Genomic DNA, 20,306 nt, shown 5'->3' with positions numbered 1-20,306 from the left:
GAATCTTTGTTCTTCTTTATTCTTTTTAGTTATTACATGAATCTCTGTTATTCGTAACTTCGGAGTAAGCCAGTTTAGCTTTATGTTAATCTCAACGCCAATTCGATGTTAACCAAAAATCAACATTCTATTCCAAATAGGAGAGCAGGCTTGGATCACAACTTCAATGCCGAGGAGGCAAATCCGAATCGAACCGGGGAACAGAGCGGCTTTAAGCTGTATCCGGGCAAAGATCCCCGCAGCATAGTGACACCGGCCGCATTCAGTGTGGCGCCGGAGCTACTCTACACCCCCTTGGCAAAGCCTTGGAAAAGGGCGCTGGCTATCACGATAGACGGTTTGTTGATAGCAGTACTGGCCGAACAGGCCGGCCCGCTGTTTGTGCTTTTGGTGTGCCTGCTGGCTTACTATATACACAATCACGCCAACAGGATCTCCACTTGGGCCAAGGGGCTTTTGTACCTGTTTATGGCGGTGGTTTTGCTTTGGTCTGCGGTGCCGCAGATGATAAAAGTCAACGGCCTGCAAGAGCGTCGCGATAATGAAATTCAGGGGCAGACACTGCTGACCTTGACGCCGCAGCTGCTGCGTTTGAGTTTGTGTGAGGACAAGGCCTGTGCCCAACATGAAGCGGGTTTGCTGGTCAATGCCGCGGTTGAGGCAGGGCTGTCACGTACCCAGGCCGAGACCATGCTGCAAGGTGCATTGGATGACTTGCCGCTTGCTTCAGCCGATATTGCGGCGATAAATGCAGACTTGATGCCGCAGTTGGCTTCAATGAAGCCCGAGTCTGTAGCGGCACTCAATGCACAGACTAACGCACAAACCGATGCAAAAAACGATGTAAAAACTGATGTAAAAAACGATGTAAAAAACAATGCAAAAATCGACACACAAACCAAGCCGGCATCTGCCGAAGACGACTCAAGACCGGAAGCTGAAGAGGACGAGCAGGAGGAAGAAACACAATACAGTCTGCTTGCTTGGGCCAAGGGGATGCTCAATGACCTCGGGTTTGGATTTGGCTGGGCGGCATTCTATTTTACCTTGTTCACTGCCTGGTTTGATGGTCAGACTTTAGGCAAAAAAATCATGCGGGTGCGGGTGATTGCCCTCGGAGGTGGTAAGCTGTCCCTATGGGACGCCTTTGGCCGTTACGGGGGATACGGTGCAGGCTTTGCCACTGGACTGCTGGGTTTCTTGCAGATTTTTTGGGATGCCAACAGGCAAGCCATCCAGGATAAGATCTCAGCAACAGTTGTCATCGATCTGAGTAAGCCACGCATGAGTCCAACAGAGACGGTGCTGCAGGCGGATCCGGTCACAAAACAATAAGAAGGTAGTTTATGAAGGATGCGATTGTCATTTCCGGTACCGGGCTGTTTACCCCTCCGGAAGGAATAACCAATCAAGAACTGGTGGACAGCTTCAATCAGTATGTTGACCTGTTCAATACCGAGAACCGTGCCCAGATAGATCTTGGCCATGTGGCGGCGCTGAATTACTCATCGAGTGAGTTTATTGAGAAAGCGTCAGGCATCAAACACAGATTTGTGATGGTCAAAGAGGGGATCTTGGATCCTGAAGTCATGATGCCGTTGATCCCTGAACGTGCCAGCGACAGCCTGTCACTGCAGGCTGAAATGGGCTTGCATGCGGCCAAGCAAGCGCTTGATAATGCCGGCCTCAAGGCGGATGACATTGACTTGGTGATAGTCGCCTGTGCCTACACCCAGCGGGCCTATCCGGCGATGGCGATTGAAATTCAACAAGCCCTCGGTACCCGGGGTTATGGCTTTGACATGCAGGTTGCCTGTTCCTCGGCGACTTTTGCCCTGGTGACAGCGGCCAATGCCATTCGCAGTGGTAGCGCCGGGCGCGTGTTGGTCATCAATCCTGAGATATGTTCGGCTCAGGTCAATTATCGAGACCGCGACAGCCATTTTATTTTCGGTGATGTGGCCACGGCCTTGGTATTGGAGCCGGCCGCAACGTGCCGCGCCCAGCAAGCCTTTGAAATTCTGTCGAGCCGCTGCTTTACTCATTACTCGAACAATATCCGCAGCAACTTTGGTTTCCTTAACCGTTGTGATCCGGCCACTTCCGGCGAGGCAGATAAGCTGTTTCATCAACAGGGGCGCAAGGTCTTTAAAGAGCTGCTGCCCATGATATACCAGCATTTGGATGCGCAGCTCGAAGAAGCAGGTATCACGCCCGAACAGTTCAAGCGTCTGTGGCTGCATCAGGCCAATATCAATATGAACCAGTTTGTGGTGAAAAAGCTCCTGGGTGAAATACCCGAGCCTTTGAAGGCGCCCGTGGTGCTGGATCAATACGCCAACACGGCATCGGCCGGCTCGGTAATCGCTTTCCATAAATATCACCAGGACTTCAAACAGGGGGAGTTGGGCCTGTTGAGCTCCTTTGGTGCGGGTTACTCCATCGGCAGTTTAATTCTGCGTGCCTGTTAAGGCAGGTCTTTCCTCAGCAATAAAAAATGCCTGCAACTGCAGGCATTTTTGTGTATCAATTGGCCTTACGGCGCTTAATCTGGCGCTATGGCCGGATTGCGATAGGCTTCGCGATACTTGTCGACCCACATGGAGGTGGCACCGCAAATGGCAACCGGCATCACGATAAAGTTGACAATAGGGATCATGGAAAACAGGGTGACGGCGGCGCCGAAGCTCATACTGCTGCCCTTGGTATTTTTCAGGGCAAACTTCATCTCTTTGAATGCCACCTTGTGGTTATCGAAAGGATAGTCACAGTATTGGATGCTCATCATCCAGGCACTGAAGATAAACCAGACCACAGGGAAAACGGTTTGGCCAATCACAGGGATAAAAAACAGCAGCAAGATCAGTATGGCTCGCGGCAGGTAATACACCAGTTTTTGCCATTCGCGGCCGAGGATCCGCGGCAGATCCTTGATTAAATCCAAGGTGCCGCCGGTATTGAGCGGCTTGCCGGTCAGCAGTTGCTCCACCTTTTCGGCCAACAGGCCGTTAAATGGCGCTGCCAGCCAGTTCATCACAGAGCTGAAGATAAACGACAGCAGCACCAACAGGGTGATAATCGCCAGTGGCCAGAGGATCACATTAAGCCAACTGAGATAGTCGGGCAGTTGGCCTTCGAGCCAGGCAAACACATTCCCCAGTTGGCCTATGGCAAAATAGATGACTCCGGCAAACAACAGCAGGTTGATCATCAGCGGAATAAACACAAAGCTGCGCAAGCCCGGACGTTTGATTAGGCTAAAGCCTTCGAGAAAATAGTTGACGCCGCTCTTGGCGGGTCTTGAAGATGCGGACATGTACCACTTACTCTCAATAAAAGAACACTTAGGGCCGATTTTGAGCAACCAAGGCCACGAAAACAAGGGAAAAACGCAGCCAAGGGAATAAAAAGCGTTACAAAATGCGGCCCGCTTTGCTAAAGTGACAGCGCTTATACAGCTTATTGGGCCAGGACGGCGGCGTTTCAATCAGGCTATTGAATTCCCTTCAGGATTGGCCCGCAAAACAAAAACAATCGGCACTGACATCCAACGGCAAATATGAGACTCAAACAGATAAAACTCGCTGGCTTCAAGTCATTTGTCGATGCAACTAAAATTCCTTTTCTCAATCCGCTGACGGCCATTATCGGCCCCAATGGCTGCGGTAAATCCAATGTGATTGATGCCGTGCGCTGGGTGCTGGGTGAAAGCTCGGCCAAACATCTGCGCGGTGACTCCATGGCCGATGTTATCTTTAACGGCTCCAGTGCCCGTAAGCCTGTTTCTGTCGCCGGCGTTGAGCTGGTATTCGACAACACCCTTGGGCGTATCGGCGGCCAGTATGCCAACTACGGTGAAATCTCCGTCAAGCGCCAGGTCTCCCGCGATGGCGAAGCCCTTTATTTTCTCAACGGTCAAAAATGCCGCCGCAAGGATATTACGGATATCTTTATGGGCACCGGCCTTGGGCCGCGCAGCTACGCCATTATAGGCCAGGGCACCATCTCCCGCTTGATCGAATGCAAACCTCAGGAACTCAGGGTTTTTATCGAAGAGGCCGCAGGCATCTCCCGTTACAAAGAGCGGCGCAAGGACACGGAAAACCGTATTCGCCATACCCGTGAAAACCTTGAGCGCCTGGGGGATATTCGCTCCGAGCTTGGTAAGCAACTGGATAAGTTGACGATTCAGGCTCAGGCCGCCAAACGCTATCGGGAATACAAGCAAAGTGAGCGGCGCTTGCATGCCGAACTCTTGGTGATGCGTTTCTTGGAGCTCAATGATCAGGCCGAGGCGCAAAACAGCGAGATAGAAAGGCTGGAGACCGAGCTGGCCCAGCAGCAGGCGCAGAAACAAGAGTTGGAGTTGAGCCTGACTCGGCAAAAGCTGGCTCAGGATGAACTCAGTGAAAAGGAGCAGCGCCAGGTTGCCGATTTTTATCACAACAACACTGAAATCGCCCGTATCGAGCAGCAGCTCAAGTATCTCAAAGAACGGGATAAACAGCAGGCATCTGAATTGGGTGCGCTGCAACAGCAAATCGCCACATTGAATGAACAGCTGACTCAGGCCAAGCAGCAGGAGCAAACCCTGGATGACAGTTTGCAGCAACTTTTGCCGCGCCAGGAAGAGCTGGAAGAGCAGCAGTTTGAACTGAGCCAGCAGTATGAAGCGGCGCTCTCGCAAAGTGAAAGCCTTGCCGGCGAGTTGCAACAGGCGGTGACTGCGGTCAGGGATATCAAGCATCAACAGGAGCTGGCCGCTACCCGGGAGCAGCATCTTAAGCAGCAACATGCCCAGCGCAGCGAGCAGCTTGATAAGCTCAGTGCAAGATTGCAGCAACCTGAGGCCGATAACGGGGCAAACCCGGCAGAGCTTCAGCAGCAGGTCAGCTTGTGTGAGTCACAATTGGCGGCAGCTAAAACCGATATCGAACGGCATGGCGCAGAGTTGACCAAGGCCCAGGAGGCGCTGGAGCAAGCAAGACAAGCGGAGCAGCAGTTGGTGCAGCGCCGCTCGGGGCTAGTTGGCCGCCTGGAGCTGATAAGTCAGTGGCTCGAAGGCGCCGCTCAAGCAACGCAAGAAACACAAACTGCCTTGACTCAGCTTTGGCAGGAAATTCAGGTTGAGGCCGGTTGGGAGCAAGTGGTTGAGGCCTGGCTTGGCCCCTTGATGCGCGCCGCTGTCTATCCTGACTCCAAACCATTTGATGGCAAAGGTTTTGCTCAGACTCGTCGCCAGAGTTGGGGGCCGGTCAGCGCCGGCGTCAACTTAAACCCCTGGCTTAACAGGGTGCGCTGGGCCGAGTCGGCGCAGCAGGCATCCAACATGCTCGAGCAGGGGCTGGCAGAGGGGGAGCTGATCCTCTGCCGCGATGGCAACCTTTTTGCGCATGATGTAAAGCTGACACTCGCCGAGGATGGCCAGTCACTGGTGAAGCTGACTGCCGAGCAGGGCGCCATTCAGGCTGAGCTCGATAAGCTTGCAAGCGAGAGCCGGCAGGCGCAGCAACAAACCACTGCGGCTCAGGATAGGTTCAACGAATTAAGGCAGGCTCAGCAGCTCAAGTCCGAGGCGCTACAGCAACAGCAACTGGCGTTGACCCGCGCTGTGATGGCTTGTGAGGCGGCCACCGAGCAGGCGGCACGCGAACTCAGACAAAGGCAACAGATAGAAGCGGAAATCGCCGAGTTGAAAGAGCGCCTCAAGCAGGAGCAGTTTGAGCTGGAGACGCTGATTGAGAGTCAGTTTGCTGCCGATGATACTCTGTATGAGCGCCAGCGGCAGGAGCGATTGCTGAGTGAGCGCCACAATGAGGCCAATCAGCAAAAAAACAGCCTTAAAGTCAGCCTGAGCGAACTCGAGCGCCAGTTAAAAACCTTGAATGGGACTCTGGCGGAGCAGAAAACCGCCTTGGCGTTGGCATCGCAGCGGCGTAAACAGTTGACCGAGCAGTTGCAGCAGGCCGAGCACAAGCGCAGGGAATTGCTGGATAAACCGCAGCAGGATGCAGATAGTGCCGAGCTGCAACCGCTGGAGCAACGCCTGGAAGGATTGCTTGCGCAGCAACACGGGATGCAGACGGAGCTTGAGCGCACCCGGGCCCAACTTGCCGAGCAGCAACAGCAGTTGGATAGTACAGCTTTAAAGCAAAAACAACAGCTTGGACAACTGGAGCACTTGACTCAGACAATCAGCACGTTAAAGTTACGTCGCGAGGGATTGAAAGGTCAGGCCGACAGCCAATTGGCGCAGCTCAGTGAGCAGCAGATCAAGCTGCATGAAGTGGCGGCAAACCTGCCGGATGAAGCAAAAATAGCGCCCTGGCAGGATGAACTGGAATCAGTTCGGCGTAAGATAAGTCGCCTCGGCGCCATTAACTTGGCGGCCATTGAAGAGTATGAGCAGCAAAAAGAACGTAAGGCTTATCTCGATGCCCAGGATGAAGATCTCAACAAGGCGCTGGCCAGTCTCGAAGAGGCGATCCGCAAGATAGACAGGGAAACCCGCAGTCGCTTCAAGGCGACTTTTGAGCAGGTCAATGCCGGACTGGGCGAGTTGTTTCCCAAGGTATTTGGTGGCGGCAGTGCCTATTTGGCACTGACAGACGATGATTTGCTCGATACCGGAGTGACCATCATGGCCCGGCCACCGGGCAAGAAGAACAGCACGATTCATCTACTTTCGGGTGGAGAAAAGGCTCTGACGGCTTTATCATTGGTGTTTGCGATTTTCAGGCTCAATCCGGCGCCTTTTTGTATGCTGGATGAGGTCGATGCACCCTTGGATGACGCCAACGTCGACAGATTCTGCCGTCTTTTGCAGGAGATGTCGGACAGCGTACAGTTTATCTATATCAGCCACAATAAACTCACCATGGAGATGGCTGATCAGTTGATAGGTGTCACTATGCATGAGCCGGGTGTCTCTCGCATAGTCGCAGTCGATATTGAAGAAGCGGTGGCTATGGCCGACGCCGGATAACCATAGGAAAACAGGTAACCAATGGAAAATTTGCAACTGGTATTGTTTGTGTTGGGTGCGATTGCCATCATCGCCGTGCTGGTTCACGGTTTCTGGTCTATCCGCAAACAGCAGCCCAAGTCGCTTAAAGAAAATCCGCTGACAGGTTTCTACAAGGACCAGGCCCGGCGTGACAGCGAAGGTTTCGATGCCGATGGAATTGGTGAGGTGAGGGTGCGTAAAGTTTCGCCGGACGAGAAGCCGCCCAAGCTCAAGAGCAGCAAGTTGCGTAAACCTGGTTTCCAGCCGCCTCAGCAGGATGAAGTTGAAGGCGAACAGGCGTTTTCCCTCTCAGGTGCCAAACCCGAGCCGAGAGTGAACAGCAAGCCACAACGACAAGAGCCTGTGTTACATATCGATGATGAAGAAGATACTGCCGAAATGCAGATGGAGCTTGGGCTGGGTACGGATAATCACAGCGACACTCAAACCACGGCCCAGGCCGGTCACCAGGTAAACAGCCAGCCAGAGCCACAACTTGCCACTGAACAACAGACCCGCGAGCAGGCCAAGGAAGAATCGCGCCACGATGAGTTGCCCGATCCCACAGATGTTTTGGTACTGCATGTGGTTGCCAAAGAGGGCGAGAGCCTCAGCGGTGCTGAGCTGCTGCCTTGCCTGTTGGCACTGAATTTCAAGTTCGGTGACATGAACATTTTCCATCGCCATGAAGACAACGCCGGCACAGGTCGGGTGCTGTTTTCCCTGGCCAACATGGTTAAGCCCGGGGTGTTTGACCCGGACAACATGGAGCAGTTCAACACTCAAGGGATAGTCCTGTTTATGACCTTGCCTTGTCACGGTGATCCACTGATGAACTTTTCCATCATGCTCAATTCCGCCCATCAATTGGCGGATGATCTTGGTGCCGATCTGCTGGACGGCCAGCGTCAGCCATGGCATCAGGACACCAAACAAGCTTACCTGGGCCGTATTCGGGCTCAGGGCTGATATCCATCAGGGAGCCTGTGTGAGTCTCTCTATCCAAGGCCGCCTCTGCGGCCTTTGTTTTGTGCGGAATTTTTATGCAAGCCATTGAAAACGAAATTGATCAGCTGATAAGTACCATTAACGAGCACAACATTCGCTACTATGTGGATGACAACCCCAGCATTCCCGACGCTGAATATGACCGCCTGATGCAGCGGCTCAAGACGCTGGAGGCCGAGCACCCTGAACAGCAACGCAGCGACTCGCCAAGCCTCAGAGTCGGTGGTCTGGCGCTGGCCAAGTTTGAACAGGTGACTCACCTCAAACCTATGCTCAGTCTGGACAACGCCTTCAGTGAAGAAGACTTTGCCGCCTTCCATAAGCGGGTGACTGACAGAGTCGGCGAATTCAGCTATTGCTGCGAGCCCAAGCTCGATGGTCTGGCTGTCAGTATCCTCTATCGCGATGGCGTGCTGGAGCGCGCCGCCACCCGGGGCGATGGCGCGGTCGGTGAAGATATTACCGAAAACGTTCGTACCATTCGGGCGGTGCCGCTGAAGCTCAGGGGCGATGATTATCCGCCGCTGTTGGAAGTGCGCGGTGAAGTATTTATGCCCAAGGCGGCCTTCGAGGCGCTTAACGAGCGCAACCGGGTCAAGGGAGACAAGCTGTTTGTCAATCCGCGTAATGCCGCCGCCGGCAGTTTGCGGCAGCTGGACTCCAAGATCACTGCCTCTCGGGCACTGGCGTTTTACGCTTATGCACTGGGCGTGGTTGAGCCGGAATCCTTCCCGCTGGCGGACACCCATCTTGGGCAGTTGCAGCAGCTTAAAACCTGGGGATTGCCGGTCAGCAGTGAGATCCGCCTTGCCAAGGACCTCAGCGAAGTGGATGACTACTACCGGGATATTATGGCGCGCCGCAGTGCTTTGGCCTATGAAATCGATGGTGTGGTATTCAAGGTCAACAGCATAGAAGCGCAGCAGACACTGGGATTTGTCTCCCGTGCACCGCGCTGGGCCATCGCCTATAAGTTTCCGGCCCAGGAAGAGATGACTCTGCTCGAAGGGGTCGACTTTCAGGTAGGCCGCACCGGCGCCGTGACACCGGTCGCCAGGCTCAAGCCTGTGTTTGTCGGTGGGGTGACAGTTTCCAACGCCACTTTGCACAACGCCGACGAAATCGCCCGCCTTGGGGTCAAAGTTGGCGATACTGTGATCATTCGCCGCGCCGGTGATGTTATCCCGCAAGTGGTTGCCGTGGTGCCGGAAAAAAGACCTGAGGGTGCCAAAGAGATCAGTTTCCCGGAGCAATGCCCGGTTTGTGGCTCTCAGGTAGAACGCCTCGAGGGGGAAGCCGTGGCTCGCTGCACCGGTGGCCTGTTCTGCGAAGCGCAGCGCAAGGAAGCCATCAAACACTTTGCCTCCCGCAAGGCGCTGGATATAGACGGCATGGGCGACAAGATAGTCGAGCAGCTGATCGATAAGGAGCTGGTAGAGAGCCCGGCGGATCTGTTCTCACTCACGGCTTCGGCCTTGACCATGCTGGAGCGGATGGGGCTCAAGTCGGCCACCAATCTGGTGCAGGCCATAGAAGCAGCCAAGCAAACAACCCTGCCCAAGTTTCTCTACGCTTTGGGGATCCGTGAGGTGGGTGAATCCACCGCTGCCAACCTGGCACGGCACTTCAAAGAGCTCGATGCCCTCAAGCAAGCGAGTGTCGAGCAGCTTATTGAAGTGGAAGATGTCGGTGCCATAGTGGCTCAGCATGTGGCGCACTTCTTTGCTCAGCCCCACAACCTTGAAGTGATAGATAAACTGCTGGCCGCCGGGGTGACCTGGCCGGCCATCGAAGCGCCGTCTGAAGACGAGCAACCGCTCAAGGGGCAGACCTGGGTATTGACCGGCACCCTGAGTCAGATGAGCCGCACTGACGCCAAGGCGCAGCTGGAGGCGCTCGGCGCCAAAGTGTCCGGCAGTGTTTCCAAGAAGACAGACTGCGTGGTGGCCGGCGAGGCCGCTGGATCCAAATTGACCAAGGCCAATGAGCTGGGGGTCAAGGTGTTGGATGAAGCCGGCCTGCTGGCGCTGCTGCAGCCCTGAGCTTTATTTCTCTGTTTAAGCCCCGCCAAGCTGCGCAACGTAGATCAGATAAGGATCGGTTGACCGAACCTCCTGATGAGAGACAATCGGAAACCTGTTTGTAGGTTTCCGATTTTTTATGTCTATTCAAAACTGCTTTGCCGACTTTGGTTATAACTTGATGAGACGAGAAGCGAGCCAAGCGGCAGTAGAGCATGGTCGAATGCCCAATGAAATCAGCTTTAAGTACGCTTGTCAGTTCATCGCAAGTCAGCTCAAAGTCATGAGCAAAGCGGTGTCACCAGGTAATACGCCGAAGCGTCTAAACAGTCTGCGAGGAGACTTGTCCATCCTTTTTATAGACAAACGCCCTAAGCCAAATCGGCCCAGGGCGGTAAAAATATCAAAGACCCGATATCCTGTTAATCACAAGGCAGCTCCGCTTAAGTGAACTACGTTGCGCTAAGCTGCGGGGCTTTTTTATGTTCACTTAGCATCAACTGACCCGAGTTGATAAGGACTCTTAACATTTCAGACTCAAAAAAGCCAAACAGTCTGTTCAGGCCCTCCTTATTTAGCTTATTTGCCTTACACAACTTGAATTGCGCCGCCGCAGGACCCACCTCATTGTTTTGGAAGATGCTTCGGACTCAAGGCCTGTAGGTTCATCTGCCTAGAAGCCGGAGTCAGTCACAAGCGTGAGCGCTTTCGGTTACTTTTTTATGATGGCTGCGCCAGGGCCTGTCTGGGTGAGTCACAATGATGGAATTCTGCCCTTGCTTAAATTTGAACATGTACGCTGGCTCGACAATAACGGTCATATCAAGCCGCCGTTACTGCTTTACATCATAGTACTGTTTCTGGCCCGCGGCTGGTGTGTGTTTGCAGCGTCTCTGACCCAGGCCAGCGACAGGGCCGCTTTGGTGCGGCTGTTTTATCCGGAAAAGAGCGACTTCCTATTGGCTCTGGCCGCCGGCGTCGGCGCCTTGCTGGTCTATGGTTTGATCGTGGCGGAACGTAAACGGGTATTTGAGGTGGTGATCCCACTATTTCGGCAAATTCGTTGGTGGTTGGCGCTGTTGCTGGGGATAGACGGCATGTTGCTTATTCAGCGTCTTGGTCACAGCGACTGGCTGTTCAGTTGGAATTTGGCGCTGGATGCCTTGCTGCTGTTCTGGTCTTTGCTGTACCTCGCCAAGTCGGCTCATTTGCGCCACTATTTGAACGACTGGCAAAAACAAGACAAGTTGGAGTGACATACAAGGCAAGATTGGCGGTTTTTTGCTATATAAAACAGAGACCCATTGGCATATTTCGGCTTAAAGAGTTATCAATTGCAGCCATTTTGGATGAAATATGAACAGAAAAGGGCTTCAGCGGCCGTTTAGGAACTAAAACACTGTCAAATATGCTGTTTTTGTCATAAATTTGGCGCTGAAGTCTTACGCTTGGTTTTCAATGGTCTATAGTTAAGACTCTTGGGTATTGGTTTTTTAAAACCTTGTTTATCAAGTTGTTCTCTGGAGAAACTTTGAGTGGCCAAAGCTGAAAGGATCCATCTCCCGCTGTCACGCCTGCAAACCGGCATTACAGTCAAGTTGCCTCTGTCCTGGACAGATCATCCCTTTTTGTTCAATCGTATAGAAATCAAAGATGCCAGCCAGATAGAGATGATCCGTAATCTCGGGGTGCCCTATGTCATCTTGCTCTCCAACGAGGAGCTGCTCAATGATGTGATTGAAGAGGAAGACGAGGCGCAGCAGGCAACAGAGCAAACAAAGGACAATAAACCGGATCCCAAAGCCTCTGCCCGCAAGGCGATACGCAAGAGCCAGGGGCGTTTTTTGAATGCCATTAATGACAGTCGTACCGTGGTCAGTAAGTTGGTGTCCGATCCCGAAGGCGCCGTTCGTGAAGCCTCAGCTCTGGTAGAGCTGATGCTGGAGCATCTGTTGGAATCCGATAATCCCAAGTTGGCCTTGGTGTCCAGTGGTGAAGGCGCTCCCAGCGTGACTCAGCACGGGATATCGGTGGCGGTACTGGCCTTGATGATCGGTCATTCGCTTGAGTTGTCCAAGGACAAGCTGAGGGACATCGCTCTGGGGGCACTGCTGCACGATATAGGCAAACTCAAGGTGCCCGATGCCATCAGGCGCAAGCGCGGCCCCTTGAGCCCCCATGAAAGCAATTTTCTCTCCATGCATCCCAATTTTGGCTATGACATGCTCAAGCGCAGTGGCCTGTTTGGCAATGAGGTGCTGCATATAGTGATGCATCACCATGAGTTTATCGATGGCTCAGGCTACCCCGATGGGCTCAAGCTGGCCAAGCTGCCCCTGACCACTCAGATAGTGGCACTGGCCAATGACTATGACAGCCAATTGGCGCGTCAGGAGATGGTGTCACCGCAAATTGCCCTGGGTTATCTGTTTAAAAATCGGGTCGGCCAACATCAGGAGCAGTTGATTTCGGCGCTGGTCAAGGTGCTGGGTATATATCCGCCTGGTACCCTGGTGAGTCTGTCTGACAACAGTGTCGGCAAGGTGATGATGACGACCGCAGAGGTGCGGCAACCCCAGGTCTGGGCCTGTAAACGCGATGGCAGCGAGCCTAAGTTGCGCTTTCTTATGGATGAGGAGGTCAGCGTGGAGGCCGTGCTCAAGTCTGATGAACTGACCGAAGGCGCCTCAAAAAACCTGCAAACCGGTGCCAGCATCAGTTTCTATTTCAGCGCCCTGGAATAGCTTGCAACCCGCTTTCTCTTGCCGTGAGCGGCCAAAGTTTGGCCACTCATAGGCCCACCTCTGGTTTTTATTGTTATTTGTCTTATGCTTGAGCTCGGTTTACAACGGAGTAGGGCGATGAAACATATTGCAGTTTGGGGCTGCGGCTGGTTTGGTTTGCCACTGGCGAAGGAACTGCAGACCAGAGGCGTTAAGGTTTGCGGCAGTAAGCGTACCGAGGAGGGCGCGGATCTGTTGAGAAAAGAGGGGATGGATGCCGTAACCCTCAATCTTGCTGAGCCTGCACCTTTACCTTCGTTACCGGATGGCTGTGATGCCTTGGTGCTCAATATCCCCCCCGGCCTCAGGCGTGGCGCCAATGATTATCTGTCCTCTCTCGAGCGTTTATTGCCTGTGATTGCAGCAAGTTCCATCAAACGTCTGTTGTTTATAAGCAGTTCAGGGGTTTACCCACAGTCTCAGGGCGTGGTCACAGAGGCGACATCTGTTGATGCTCCGGCGGACAGCTATTGTGGCACCTTGGCGATGGCTGAGCAGAAGATACTGGCGCTTGCCAACGAAGGTCTCAAAGTCACTGTCATCCGATTTGCTGGCTTGGTCGGACCTGGCCGTCACCCCGGGCGCTTCCTGGCCGGCAAGAAAGGGCTGCCCGGAGCAAACGCCGTGGTGAATCTGGTGCATCTCGATGATTGCATAAATGCCTGCCTGCAGTTATTGACCGCCGCTAACCCAGGGGCCATCTATAACCTTTGTGCGCCGTGTCATCCAACCAGGCAAGAATTCTATCCGCTTGCCGCCAAGGCGCTTGGCCTGGCATCGCCTGAGTTTGCAACAGAGAGTGAAACCGGTAAGTGGGTGGATGGCTCTCTCATCTGCCGCGAGCTTGACTTTGAATACAGTTACCCCGAGGCTGATAGCCTTATTGCCGCTTGCCAATAAAAAGCGTGACTAAAAACAGAACAAGAGGAAACCCTATGTCTTTTTTATCCAGAATGGTGAGAGCCTTGCCGCTGATACTCTTGGCCTTCGGCAGTTTCAGTGCCAGTGCGGCCGATTTTCAGGAAGGGCGCGATTATGTCAAGGTGCCAGGGATCCCGGAAGCCAAGAGTGGCATAGTCAGAGAGTTTTTCTCCTATAACTGCCCCCATTGCTATCACAAGGATCCCTTGATGCAGCAAACTGCTGCCCTGCTGAAGGGGAAACTGGATTTTGAACGAACCCCGGTCGGTGCCGGGCGTCCCTCCTGGATCCTCAGTCAGGAAGCCTATTATCTGGCGCAAAAATTCAGGATAACCGATCAGGTGCACGGCAATATTTTCAACAGGATCCATGAGAAACATCAGGCTTTTGATCGGCCGCAGCAGTTGAAGGATTTCTTCTTGGCGCAGGGGGTCAATGAGCAAGAGCTTAACCAAACCTTGGGCTCGGCCGACAGCAAGCTGGCGTTGGCCAATTATGATACCCAGACTCAGCTCTCAGGGATCCGTGGTGTGCCTTCACTCTTGGTCAATGGCAAGTATTTGATCACCTCCCAAAGCTCAGATCCCAAGGAGCTGGCAGCGCTTGTCCTCTATTTGAACCAGGAAGCGCCATAGCGACCACTTTGCAAATGCAGTCAAGAAAATGCAATCAAGAGGCCGAATGGCCTCTTTTTTTACGCTTTTTGGCATTAATCTGCCGAACAAATTCAGACAAGAGCCTGAATGGTCATAAGAGTTTATTCCACCTCGGTTCGATAAAAGCGTTTATGGCAGCTTTGGGTTCTTGTTCGACCCTTCCCATGGCGGAGAAGGGCCGCTTCCTGATGCAAACCATCCTGAAAATCACTTCGACATTGGTCTAATAATAAGCGCCAATTAAACGAGCGTTTTATTGGCGTATTTTGTTTTAACTAGCTGATAAATATTGGATTTTTACAATTGTTATTAATGTGTAAATTTGGGGTTAGACTAAGGTCTTGATTGTGGCACTCCCGGCGGTTGCTAGATTAACTGTGACTTAATAATTATTACCACAGGGGAGTCGCTATGGGTTTTGAAAACAATGACAAGGCAAAGGGGTACTGGCGCGAAAACTTGCGCTTGGTACTGGCACTACTGGCCATCTGGTTCGTGGTTTCCTACGGTTGTGGGATTTTGCTGGTGGATGTTCTCAATGAAATTCATTTTATGGGATTCAAGCTTGGCTTCTGGTTTGCCCAGCAAGGTTCCATGTATGTATTCGTAGTGCTGATTTTCGTATATGCGGCCAAAGCGAATGCCTTAGATAAAAAATATAACGTACACGAAGACTAAGGAGCGGGCCGATGGATGTTCAAGCATTAACGTTTTTGATTGTGGGGCTCTCGTTTGCCCTTTATATAGGGATTGCCATCTGGTCAAGAGCCGGCTCTACCAAAGATTTCTATGTTGCCGGTGGCGGGGTTCACCCAGTGATGAACGGTATGGCGACGGCCGCAGACTGGATGTCGGCCGCTTCCTTTATCTCGCTGGCGGGGATTGTCTCTTTCGTCGGATACGATGGCAGTGTGTACCTGATGGGCTGGACCGGCGGCTATGTGTTGCTGGCTTTGTGTATGGCGCCTTACCTTCGTAAGTTCGGCAAGTTCACTGTGCCTGACTTTATTGGTGAGCGTTATTACTCCCAAGCGGCCCGAGTGGTGGCTGTGATTTGCGCCATCTTTATCTGTTTTACCTATATTGCCGGGCAGATGCGCGGTGTTGGGGTGGTGTTCTCCCGCTTCCTGGAAGTGGATGTCGATACCGGGGTGTATATAGGTATGGCGGTAGTGTTCTTCTACGCCGTACTCGGTGGCATGAAGGGGATCACTTACACTCAGGTGGCCCAATATTGCGTGCTTATTTTCGCCTTTATGGTTCCGGCCATCTTTATCTCTGTGATGATGACAGGCCATATCATTCCACAAATCGGTTTTGGCGCTGAACTGATAGACGCCGCCGGGAATAATACCGGGGTGTATCTGCTGCAAAAACTCGACGGCCTGCAAACCCAACTGGGTTTCACTGAATACACAGAAGGCGCCAAGAGCACCATAGATGTATTCGCCATCACTGCTGCGCTTATGGTAGGTACTGCCGGTTTGCCACACGTTATTGTGCGTTTCTTTACCGTACCTAAGGTGAAAGATGCCCGTATCAGTGCCGGTTGGGCGCTGGTGTTTATTGCCATTATGTACACCACTGTGCCTGCCTTGGCGGCGTTCTCTCGGGTGAACATGATAGAAACCATCAATGGTCCTGAATCGACCGGTGTTGCCTATGAGTCGGCGCCGCAGTGGATCAAAAACTGGGAAACCACCGGGCTTATCAAGTGGAATGATAAAAACGGCGACGGCAAGATGTACTACGCCAAGGGTAATCTCACCGACGATAGCAGCAATGAGATGAATATCGACCGCGATATCATGGTGTTGGCGACCCCTGAAATCGCCGATCTGCCGGCTTGGGTGATTGCTCTGGTTGCAGCCGGTGGTCTGGCGGCGGCGCTGTCGACTTCTGCGGGCTTGCTGCTGGTTATCTCAACCTCGGTATCCCATGACTTGTTGAAGAAAAACTTTATGCCGGACATCTCAGACAAGAAGGAGTTGTTCTATGCCCGAACCGCGGCGGCTGTTGGTATAGTGATTGCCGGTTACTTCGGGATTAATCCGCCCGGGTTTGTGGCGGCAGTGGTGGCCTTTGCCTTTGGCTTGGCGGCATCGTCACTGTTCCCGGCAATCGTGATGGGTATTTTCTCCAAGTCGATGAACAAGGAAGGAGCCATAGCCGGTATGGTGGTGGGGCTTGGCTTTACCGCGGCTTATATCATCTACTTCAAGTTCATTAATCCTGCCGATAACAGCGCTGAAAACTGGCTGTTTGGTATTTCACCTGAAGGAATAGGCATGATTGGCATGATACTCAACTTTGTTGTGGCGATTATTGTTGCCAAGATGACAGCCGCTGTTCCAGAGCATGTACAGGAAATGGTTGAATCCATCCGTTTCCCCAAAGGTGCAGGCACGGCGCAGGAACACTGATAGTCTAATGCTGCATAAATGGAAGATCCCCCGCTTGGCCGGGGGATTTTTTTATCAGTGCAGTTTGGGTTGGATACTCAACTTTCTATTTTTCTTTGGTTTGGGCTTTCTGTTTCGGGCTTCTGCCTTGGTTCTGGCGGTATTCGACTAAAGCCAGATAGCCAGCATGATACAGAGTGGGCAATATTGAGATTAGTCAGACCAACTCTAAAGGCCGCCCATGGATGAAAGTGAACTGCTGCCTATTCGCAGCTTTCTGCAACAGACGGTTCCTTTCGATGAACTGCCACAACCCTTGCTGGAGCAATGTTGCCGCACCATCGGCATAGGTTATTACAGCAAGTCGATGAAAGCCGTGCCGCTGGATTCGGCCAACCCCATGCTCTATATCGTTCGTAGTGGCGCCTTTGAAGTGCGCGATGCCGAGGGCGAGTTGCTGGACCGCTTGGGGGAGGGCGATTGCTTTGGCTTTCCCTCTTTGTTGTCGGGCGAGGAGATCAGTAACAAGGTGCTGATCCTCGAAGATGGCCTGGTCTATCATGTGCCACCGGCGCTGTTTGACACTCTGCGCCTGGAGTGCCGCAGCTTCGATCGCTTCTTTAACCGCGCTTATGCCAAGCGGTTGCGCCACCAAGGGCGTTTTCGGGCCAGGGATTTGACCACGACCAGCCGGATCAGCACCCTGATGACCCACGAGCCTGTCAGTGTCGATCACCGCCTTTGTATTACGGATGCGGCCAAGCTGATGCGCAAGCACAGGGTATCGTCTGTGTTGGTTCTGGATAATCACAAACTGGTGGGGATCCTCACCGACAGGGATCTGCGTAATCGGGTGCTGGCCGAGGGGCTTACCGGCAATGAAGCCGTGTTTCAAGCCATGACCCGCCAGCCCGTATACATAGATGCCCAGGCCCTGGTATTTGAAGCCATGCTGCTGATGAGCGAGCACAACATTCACCATCTGCCGGTCATGGAGCGAGAGCAGCCGGTCGGGATGATCACCAGCACAGACATACTGCGAAGTCAGGCATCCCAACCTTTGCTGCTGATAGGCGAGATAGAGCGGCAAAAAGATTTGCAAAGCCTTATCGGGGTCAGTCGACAAATTCCACTTTTACTGCAAAACCTTATCAGTGCGGATGCCCGTGCCGAGGAGATTGGCCGGGTACTGACCTCAGTTACAGATGCGCTTACCCGCAGACTTATCCAGCTCCATCAGGCGCTGCTCGGGGAGGCGCCGATGGCGTTTTGCTGGTTGGCATTTGGCTCTCAGGGGCGGCAGGATCAGGCCGCCTGCTCGGATCAGGACAATGGTTTATTGCTGGCCGAAGAGCCGGATGAGCATGCCAGAGGTTACTTTCAGGCCTTGGCCAAGGGAGTGTGCGCCGGGCTCAACGAATGCGGTTATGTATACTGCCCCGGGGATATCATGGCGCAAAACCCCAACTGGTGTTTGTCGCTGGCAAGTTGGCAGCAGAAGTTTGCCTCTTGGGTCAACACCCCTGAGCCCAAGGCCTTGATGCATGCCAGCATCTTTTTCGATATGCGCTCCGTATATGGGCCGGACAGTCTGTTCGATGCGCTGCAAGACAAGGTGCTGGCGCAGACCAAAGACAAGGATATCTTTCTGGCGGCCCTGACCGGCAATGCCTTAAGTGAGTCGCCGCCATTGGGATTCTTCCGCCAATTCGTGCTCGACAGGGATGGCAGTGAGGTCAAGGGGATGGATCTTAAACACAGGGGCAGCGCCCTTATCAATGACATCGCCCGGGTATATGCATTGGCCACTGGTATCAAAGAGGTCAATACCGCCAAACGGATCCGCGCCTTGATGGAGAGCAAGCTGTTGAGCCGCAAAGATGCCCTCAATCTTGCCGATGCCCATGAATTTATTGCCCATATGCGGCTGGCCAATCAGGGGCGTCAGTTTGAGCAAGGCCAAGGGATAAGCAATTTTCTGATGCCGCAGGCACTCTCTTCACTGATGCGTCATCAACTCAGGGATGCCTTCAAGGTGGTGCATGATGCCCAGGCGGCGCTGAGACTCAAGTTTACCCGGAGTTTCTAGGATGCCTTTGCTGCACAAAGTCCGCCTGGCCTGGCATTGCTGGCAGGCAAGAGAGCCACTCAAGTCTTTTTACCAGGCCTTGAGTCCAGTATTATCCAAGCCTGTGGCAGAGACGCCTTTGATGGCGCTGGACCTGGAAATGACCGGCCTAGAGCCGGGTTGCGATCAGATCCTCTCTATAGGTGTGGTGCCTATCAACAAAGGACTATTGGAGCTCAGCGGCGCCCGCCACAAATTGGTGAGTATTGCCGGCAGTGTCGGTCAGAGCGCCACGATTCACGGCATTATGGATCGCCATCTTGACCAGGGGGCGTTGGCGCCCGAGCAGCTCTTGCCTTGGCTGTTAGAGCAAAGTCAGGGGCGCGTTTTACTGATGCATCATGCTCCTTTGGACTGCGCTTTTCTCAGCAGGCTTTGTCAGCAGGCATACGGTACTAAGCTGCACCTTCCCGTGATAGATACCCTGCTGCTGGAAAAGACCCGCCTGCAGCGGCAACAGGAGGTGCTGCCAAGCGGTAGTCTGCGCCTCGGCGCTTGCCGCAGCCGCTATCATCTGCCGCCGTATTCGGCCCACAATGCCCTGACTGACGCGCTGGCCTGTGGTGAGCTGTTTCTGGCGCAAAGCTGTGATGCTGCCAAAGAGCCTGTGGCCGATTTCCTCTCCTGGGTATAGCAGTCGGTGAGCACTTCCTGGGTGTATTCCCTTGGTTTGACACTGAGCAGAGCGTTGTCAGAACTGAGCTTGGTCGAATTGAACTTTGCCAAGCGGCCCGAATTCGATTAATTTCAAAGTGCCACTCAAGGCGTTAAGGAGCAAAGCTATGGCACTTCCGTTACTCTGGCTTGGCTCTGCCGCACTCGGCGCCGTGTGGCTTGCCGATGAAGGGCAGAAGCGTAAGAAAGTCGCCCGCAATCGAGTACTCAAGGATATGCCGACAAAGGGGGCCAAGGGGCAGGCGCGGCTGACACCCAGTGAATGGTTTCACAGTCAGAGTGTCAAACGAGTGCAGCCCGGGATGCTGGTGTGCTGCCACGTATTCGGGGTCATTGAACACACAGGTATCTGGCTCGGTGACGGTATGTTGGCCGAACTCCACGGCAGCGGCCTTGTGCGGCCAGTGTCGGTGAAGCGTTTCCTGGCAGGTCGCAGCGGCAGCAAGGTGTTTGTTGCCTGCGATCATCAAAGAATGCCCCTGGTCAGTGAACAGGCGCTGGCCCGCGCCGGCGAGAGCCTGTTTCAGTATCGGGATTATGACTTGTTTGACAATAACTGCCACAGGTACGTGTGGCACTGTATCAGTGGCAAGCCGCAAAGGGTGAGCAGTTTTTCGCGGCTCAATCAACTGTTGGAAGACTTCTTCGGTCAGGGCATCTATTGGGATCAACTGCCGCTGGAACCCTTTGGGGAAGAGTGAAGATG

The 20,306-nt window shown here is 53.4% G+C and carries 15 protein-coding genes and 1 pseudogene; 15 read left to right on the top strand and 1 reads right to left on the bottom strand.

What is annotated here, in order from left to right; translation table 11 throughout:
* Window positions 1-150 precede the first annotated feature (150 nt).
* Together ACMHXI_RS10055 and ACMHXI_RS10050 are read left to right on the top strand one after the other, a co-directional pair.
* Window positions 151-1,335: an RDD family protein gene (locus tag ACMHXI_RS10055; protein ID WP_413734822.1), complete on the top strand. Its 1,185-nt coding sequence runs from the start codon at window positions 151-153 to the stop codon at window positions 1,333-1,335.
* A gap of 11 nt (window positions 1,336-1,346) precedes the next feature.
* The gene (locus ACMHXI_RS10050) at window positions 1,347-2,471 is read left to right on the top strand and encodes a beta-ketoacyl-ACP synthase III (protein ID WP_413734820.1); all 1,125 of its coding nucleotides are present in this window, start codon (window positions 1,347-1,349) and stop codon (window positions 2,469-2,471) included.
* Window positions 2,472-2,545: 74 nt separating this feature from the next.
* On the opposite strand, the gene cysZ is transcribed toward ACMHXI_RS10050, so the two are convergent.
* Window positions 2,546-3,316 (bottom strand): sulfate transporter CysZ, encoded by a 771-nt coding sequence (gene cysZ, locus ACMHXI_RS10045; protein WP_025011788.1) that lies wholly within the window; start codon window positions 3,314-3,316, stop codon window positions 2,546-2,548.
* A gap of 243 nt (window positions 3,317-3,559) precedes the next feature.
* On the opposite strand from cysZ, the gene ACMHXI_RS10040 reads away from it, so the two are divergent.
* From ACMHXI_RS10040 to ACMHXI_RS09980, 13 genes and pseudogenes are all read left to right on the top strand, one after another.
* Window positions 3,560-6,985: a chromosome segregation protein SMC gene (locus tag ACMHXI_RS10040; protein WP_413734817.1), complete on the top strand. Its 3,426-nt coding sequence runs from the start codon at window positions 3,560-3,562 to the stop codon at window positions 6,983-6,985.
* A 21-nt stretch (window positions 6,986-7,006) separates the two neighbouring features.
* Window positions 7,007-7,975, top strand: coding sequence for a cell division protein ZipA (gene zipA / locus ACMHXI_RS10035; RefSeq protein ID WP_413734815.1), 969 nt, complete (start codon window positions 7,007-7,009; stop codon window positions 7,973-7,975).
* Window positions 7,976-8,049: 74 nt separating this feature from the next.
* Entirely contained in the window at window positions 8,050-10,056 is a 2,007-nt protein-coding gene (gene ligA / locus ACMHXI_RS10030) for an NAD-dependent DNA ligase LigA (RefSeq protein WP_208142724.1), read from the top strand.
* 148 nt (window positions 10,057-10,204) lie between these two features.
* Window positions 10,205-10,486 (top strand): annotated as a pseudogene (locus ACMHXI_RS10025) (IS4 family transposase); the annotation flags it as partial.
* 325 nt (window positions 10,487-10,811) lie between these two features.
* Entirely contained in the window at window positions 10,812-11,291 is a 480-nt protein-coding gene (locus ACMHXI_RS10020) for a DUF2919 domain-containing protein (RefSeq protein WP_037467504.1), read from the top strand.
* 279 nt (window positions 11,292-11,570) lie between these two features.
* Entirely contained in the window at window positions 11,571-12,779 is a 1,209-nt protein-coding gene (locus ACMHXI_RS10015) for an HD-GYP domain-containing protein (protein WP_413734813.1), read from the top strand.
* Window positions 12,780-12,896: 117 nt separating this feature from the next.
* The gene (locus tag ACMHXI_RS10010) at window positions 12,897-13,718 is read left to right on the top strand and encodes an SDR family oxidoreductase (protein ID WP_208142725.1); all 822 of its coding nucleotides are present in this window, start codon (window positions 12,897-12,899) and stop codon (window positions 13,716-13,718) included.
* Between the two features lie 35 nt (window positions 13,719-13,753).
* A complete protein-coding gene (locus ACMHXI_RS10005; RefSeq protein ID WP_025888354.1) occupies window positions 13,754-14,374 on the top strand; it encodes a thiol:disulfide interchange protein DsbA/DsbL in 621 nt (206 codons plus the stop codon).
* 432 nt (window positions 14,375-14,806) lie between these two features.
* The gene (locus ACMHXI_RS10000; protein ID WP_025009490.1) at window positions 14,807-15,073 is read left to right on the top strand and encodes a DUF4212 domain-containing protein; all 267 of its coding nucleotides are present in this window, start codon (window positions 14,807-14,809) and stop codon (window positions 15,071-15,073) included.
* An 11-nt stretch (window positions 15,074-15,084) separates the two neighbouring features.
* Window positions 15,085-16,818 carry a sodium:solute symporter family protein gene (locus ACMHXI_RS09995; protein ID WP_025009491.1) on the top strand — a complete coding sequence of 578 codons (1,734 nt, stop codon included), beginning with the start codon at window positions 15,085-15,087 and terminating at the stop codon, window positions 16,816-16,818.
* Between the two features lie 220 nt (window positions 16,819-17,038).
* A complete protein-coding gene (locus tag ACMHXI_RS09990; RefSeq protein WP_413734809.1) occupies window positions 17,039-18,886 on the top strand; it encodes a DUF294 nucleotidyltransferase-like domain-containing protein in 1,848 nt (615 codons plus the stop codon).
* Between the two features lies 1 nt (window position 18,887).
* Complete coding sequence (locus tag ACMHXI_RS09985) at window positions 18,888-19,559, top strand: exonuclease domain-containing protein (RefSeq protein ID WP_413734807.1); 672 nt, start codon at window positions 18,888-18,890, stop codon at window positions 19,557-19,559.
* A 148-nt stretch (window positions 19,560-19,707) separates the two neighbouring features.
* Window positions 19,708-20,301 carry a hypothetical protein gene (locus ACMHXI_RS09980; protein ID WP_025009494.1) on the top strand — a complete coding sequence of 198 codons (594 nt, stop codon included), beginning with the start codon at window positions 19,708-19,710 and terminating at the stop codon, window positions 20,299-20,301.
* Window positions 20,302-20,306: the final 5 nt, after the last annotated feature.

The sequence above is a fragment of the Shewanella sp. BJSY2023SW005 genome (assembly GCF_047314585.1).
Lineage (GTDB): Bacteria > Pseudomonadota > Gammaproteobacteria > Enterobacterales > Shewanellaceae > Shewanella > Shewanella algae.
This window is presented reverse-complemented; position numbering and strand designations above follow the sequence as displayed.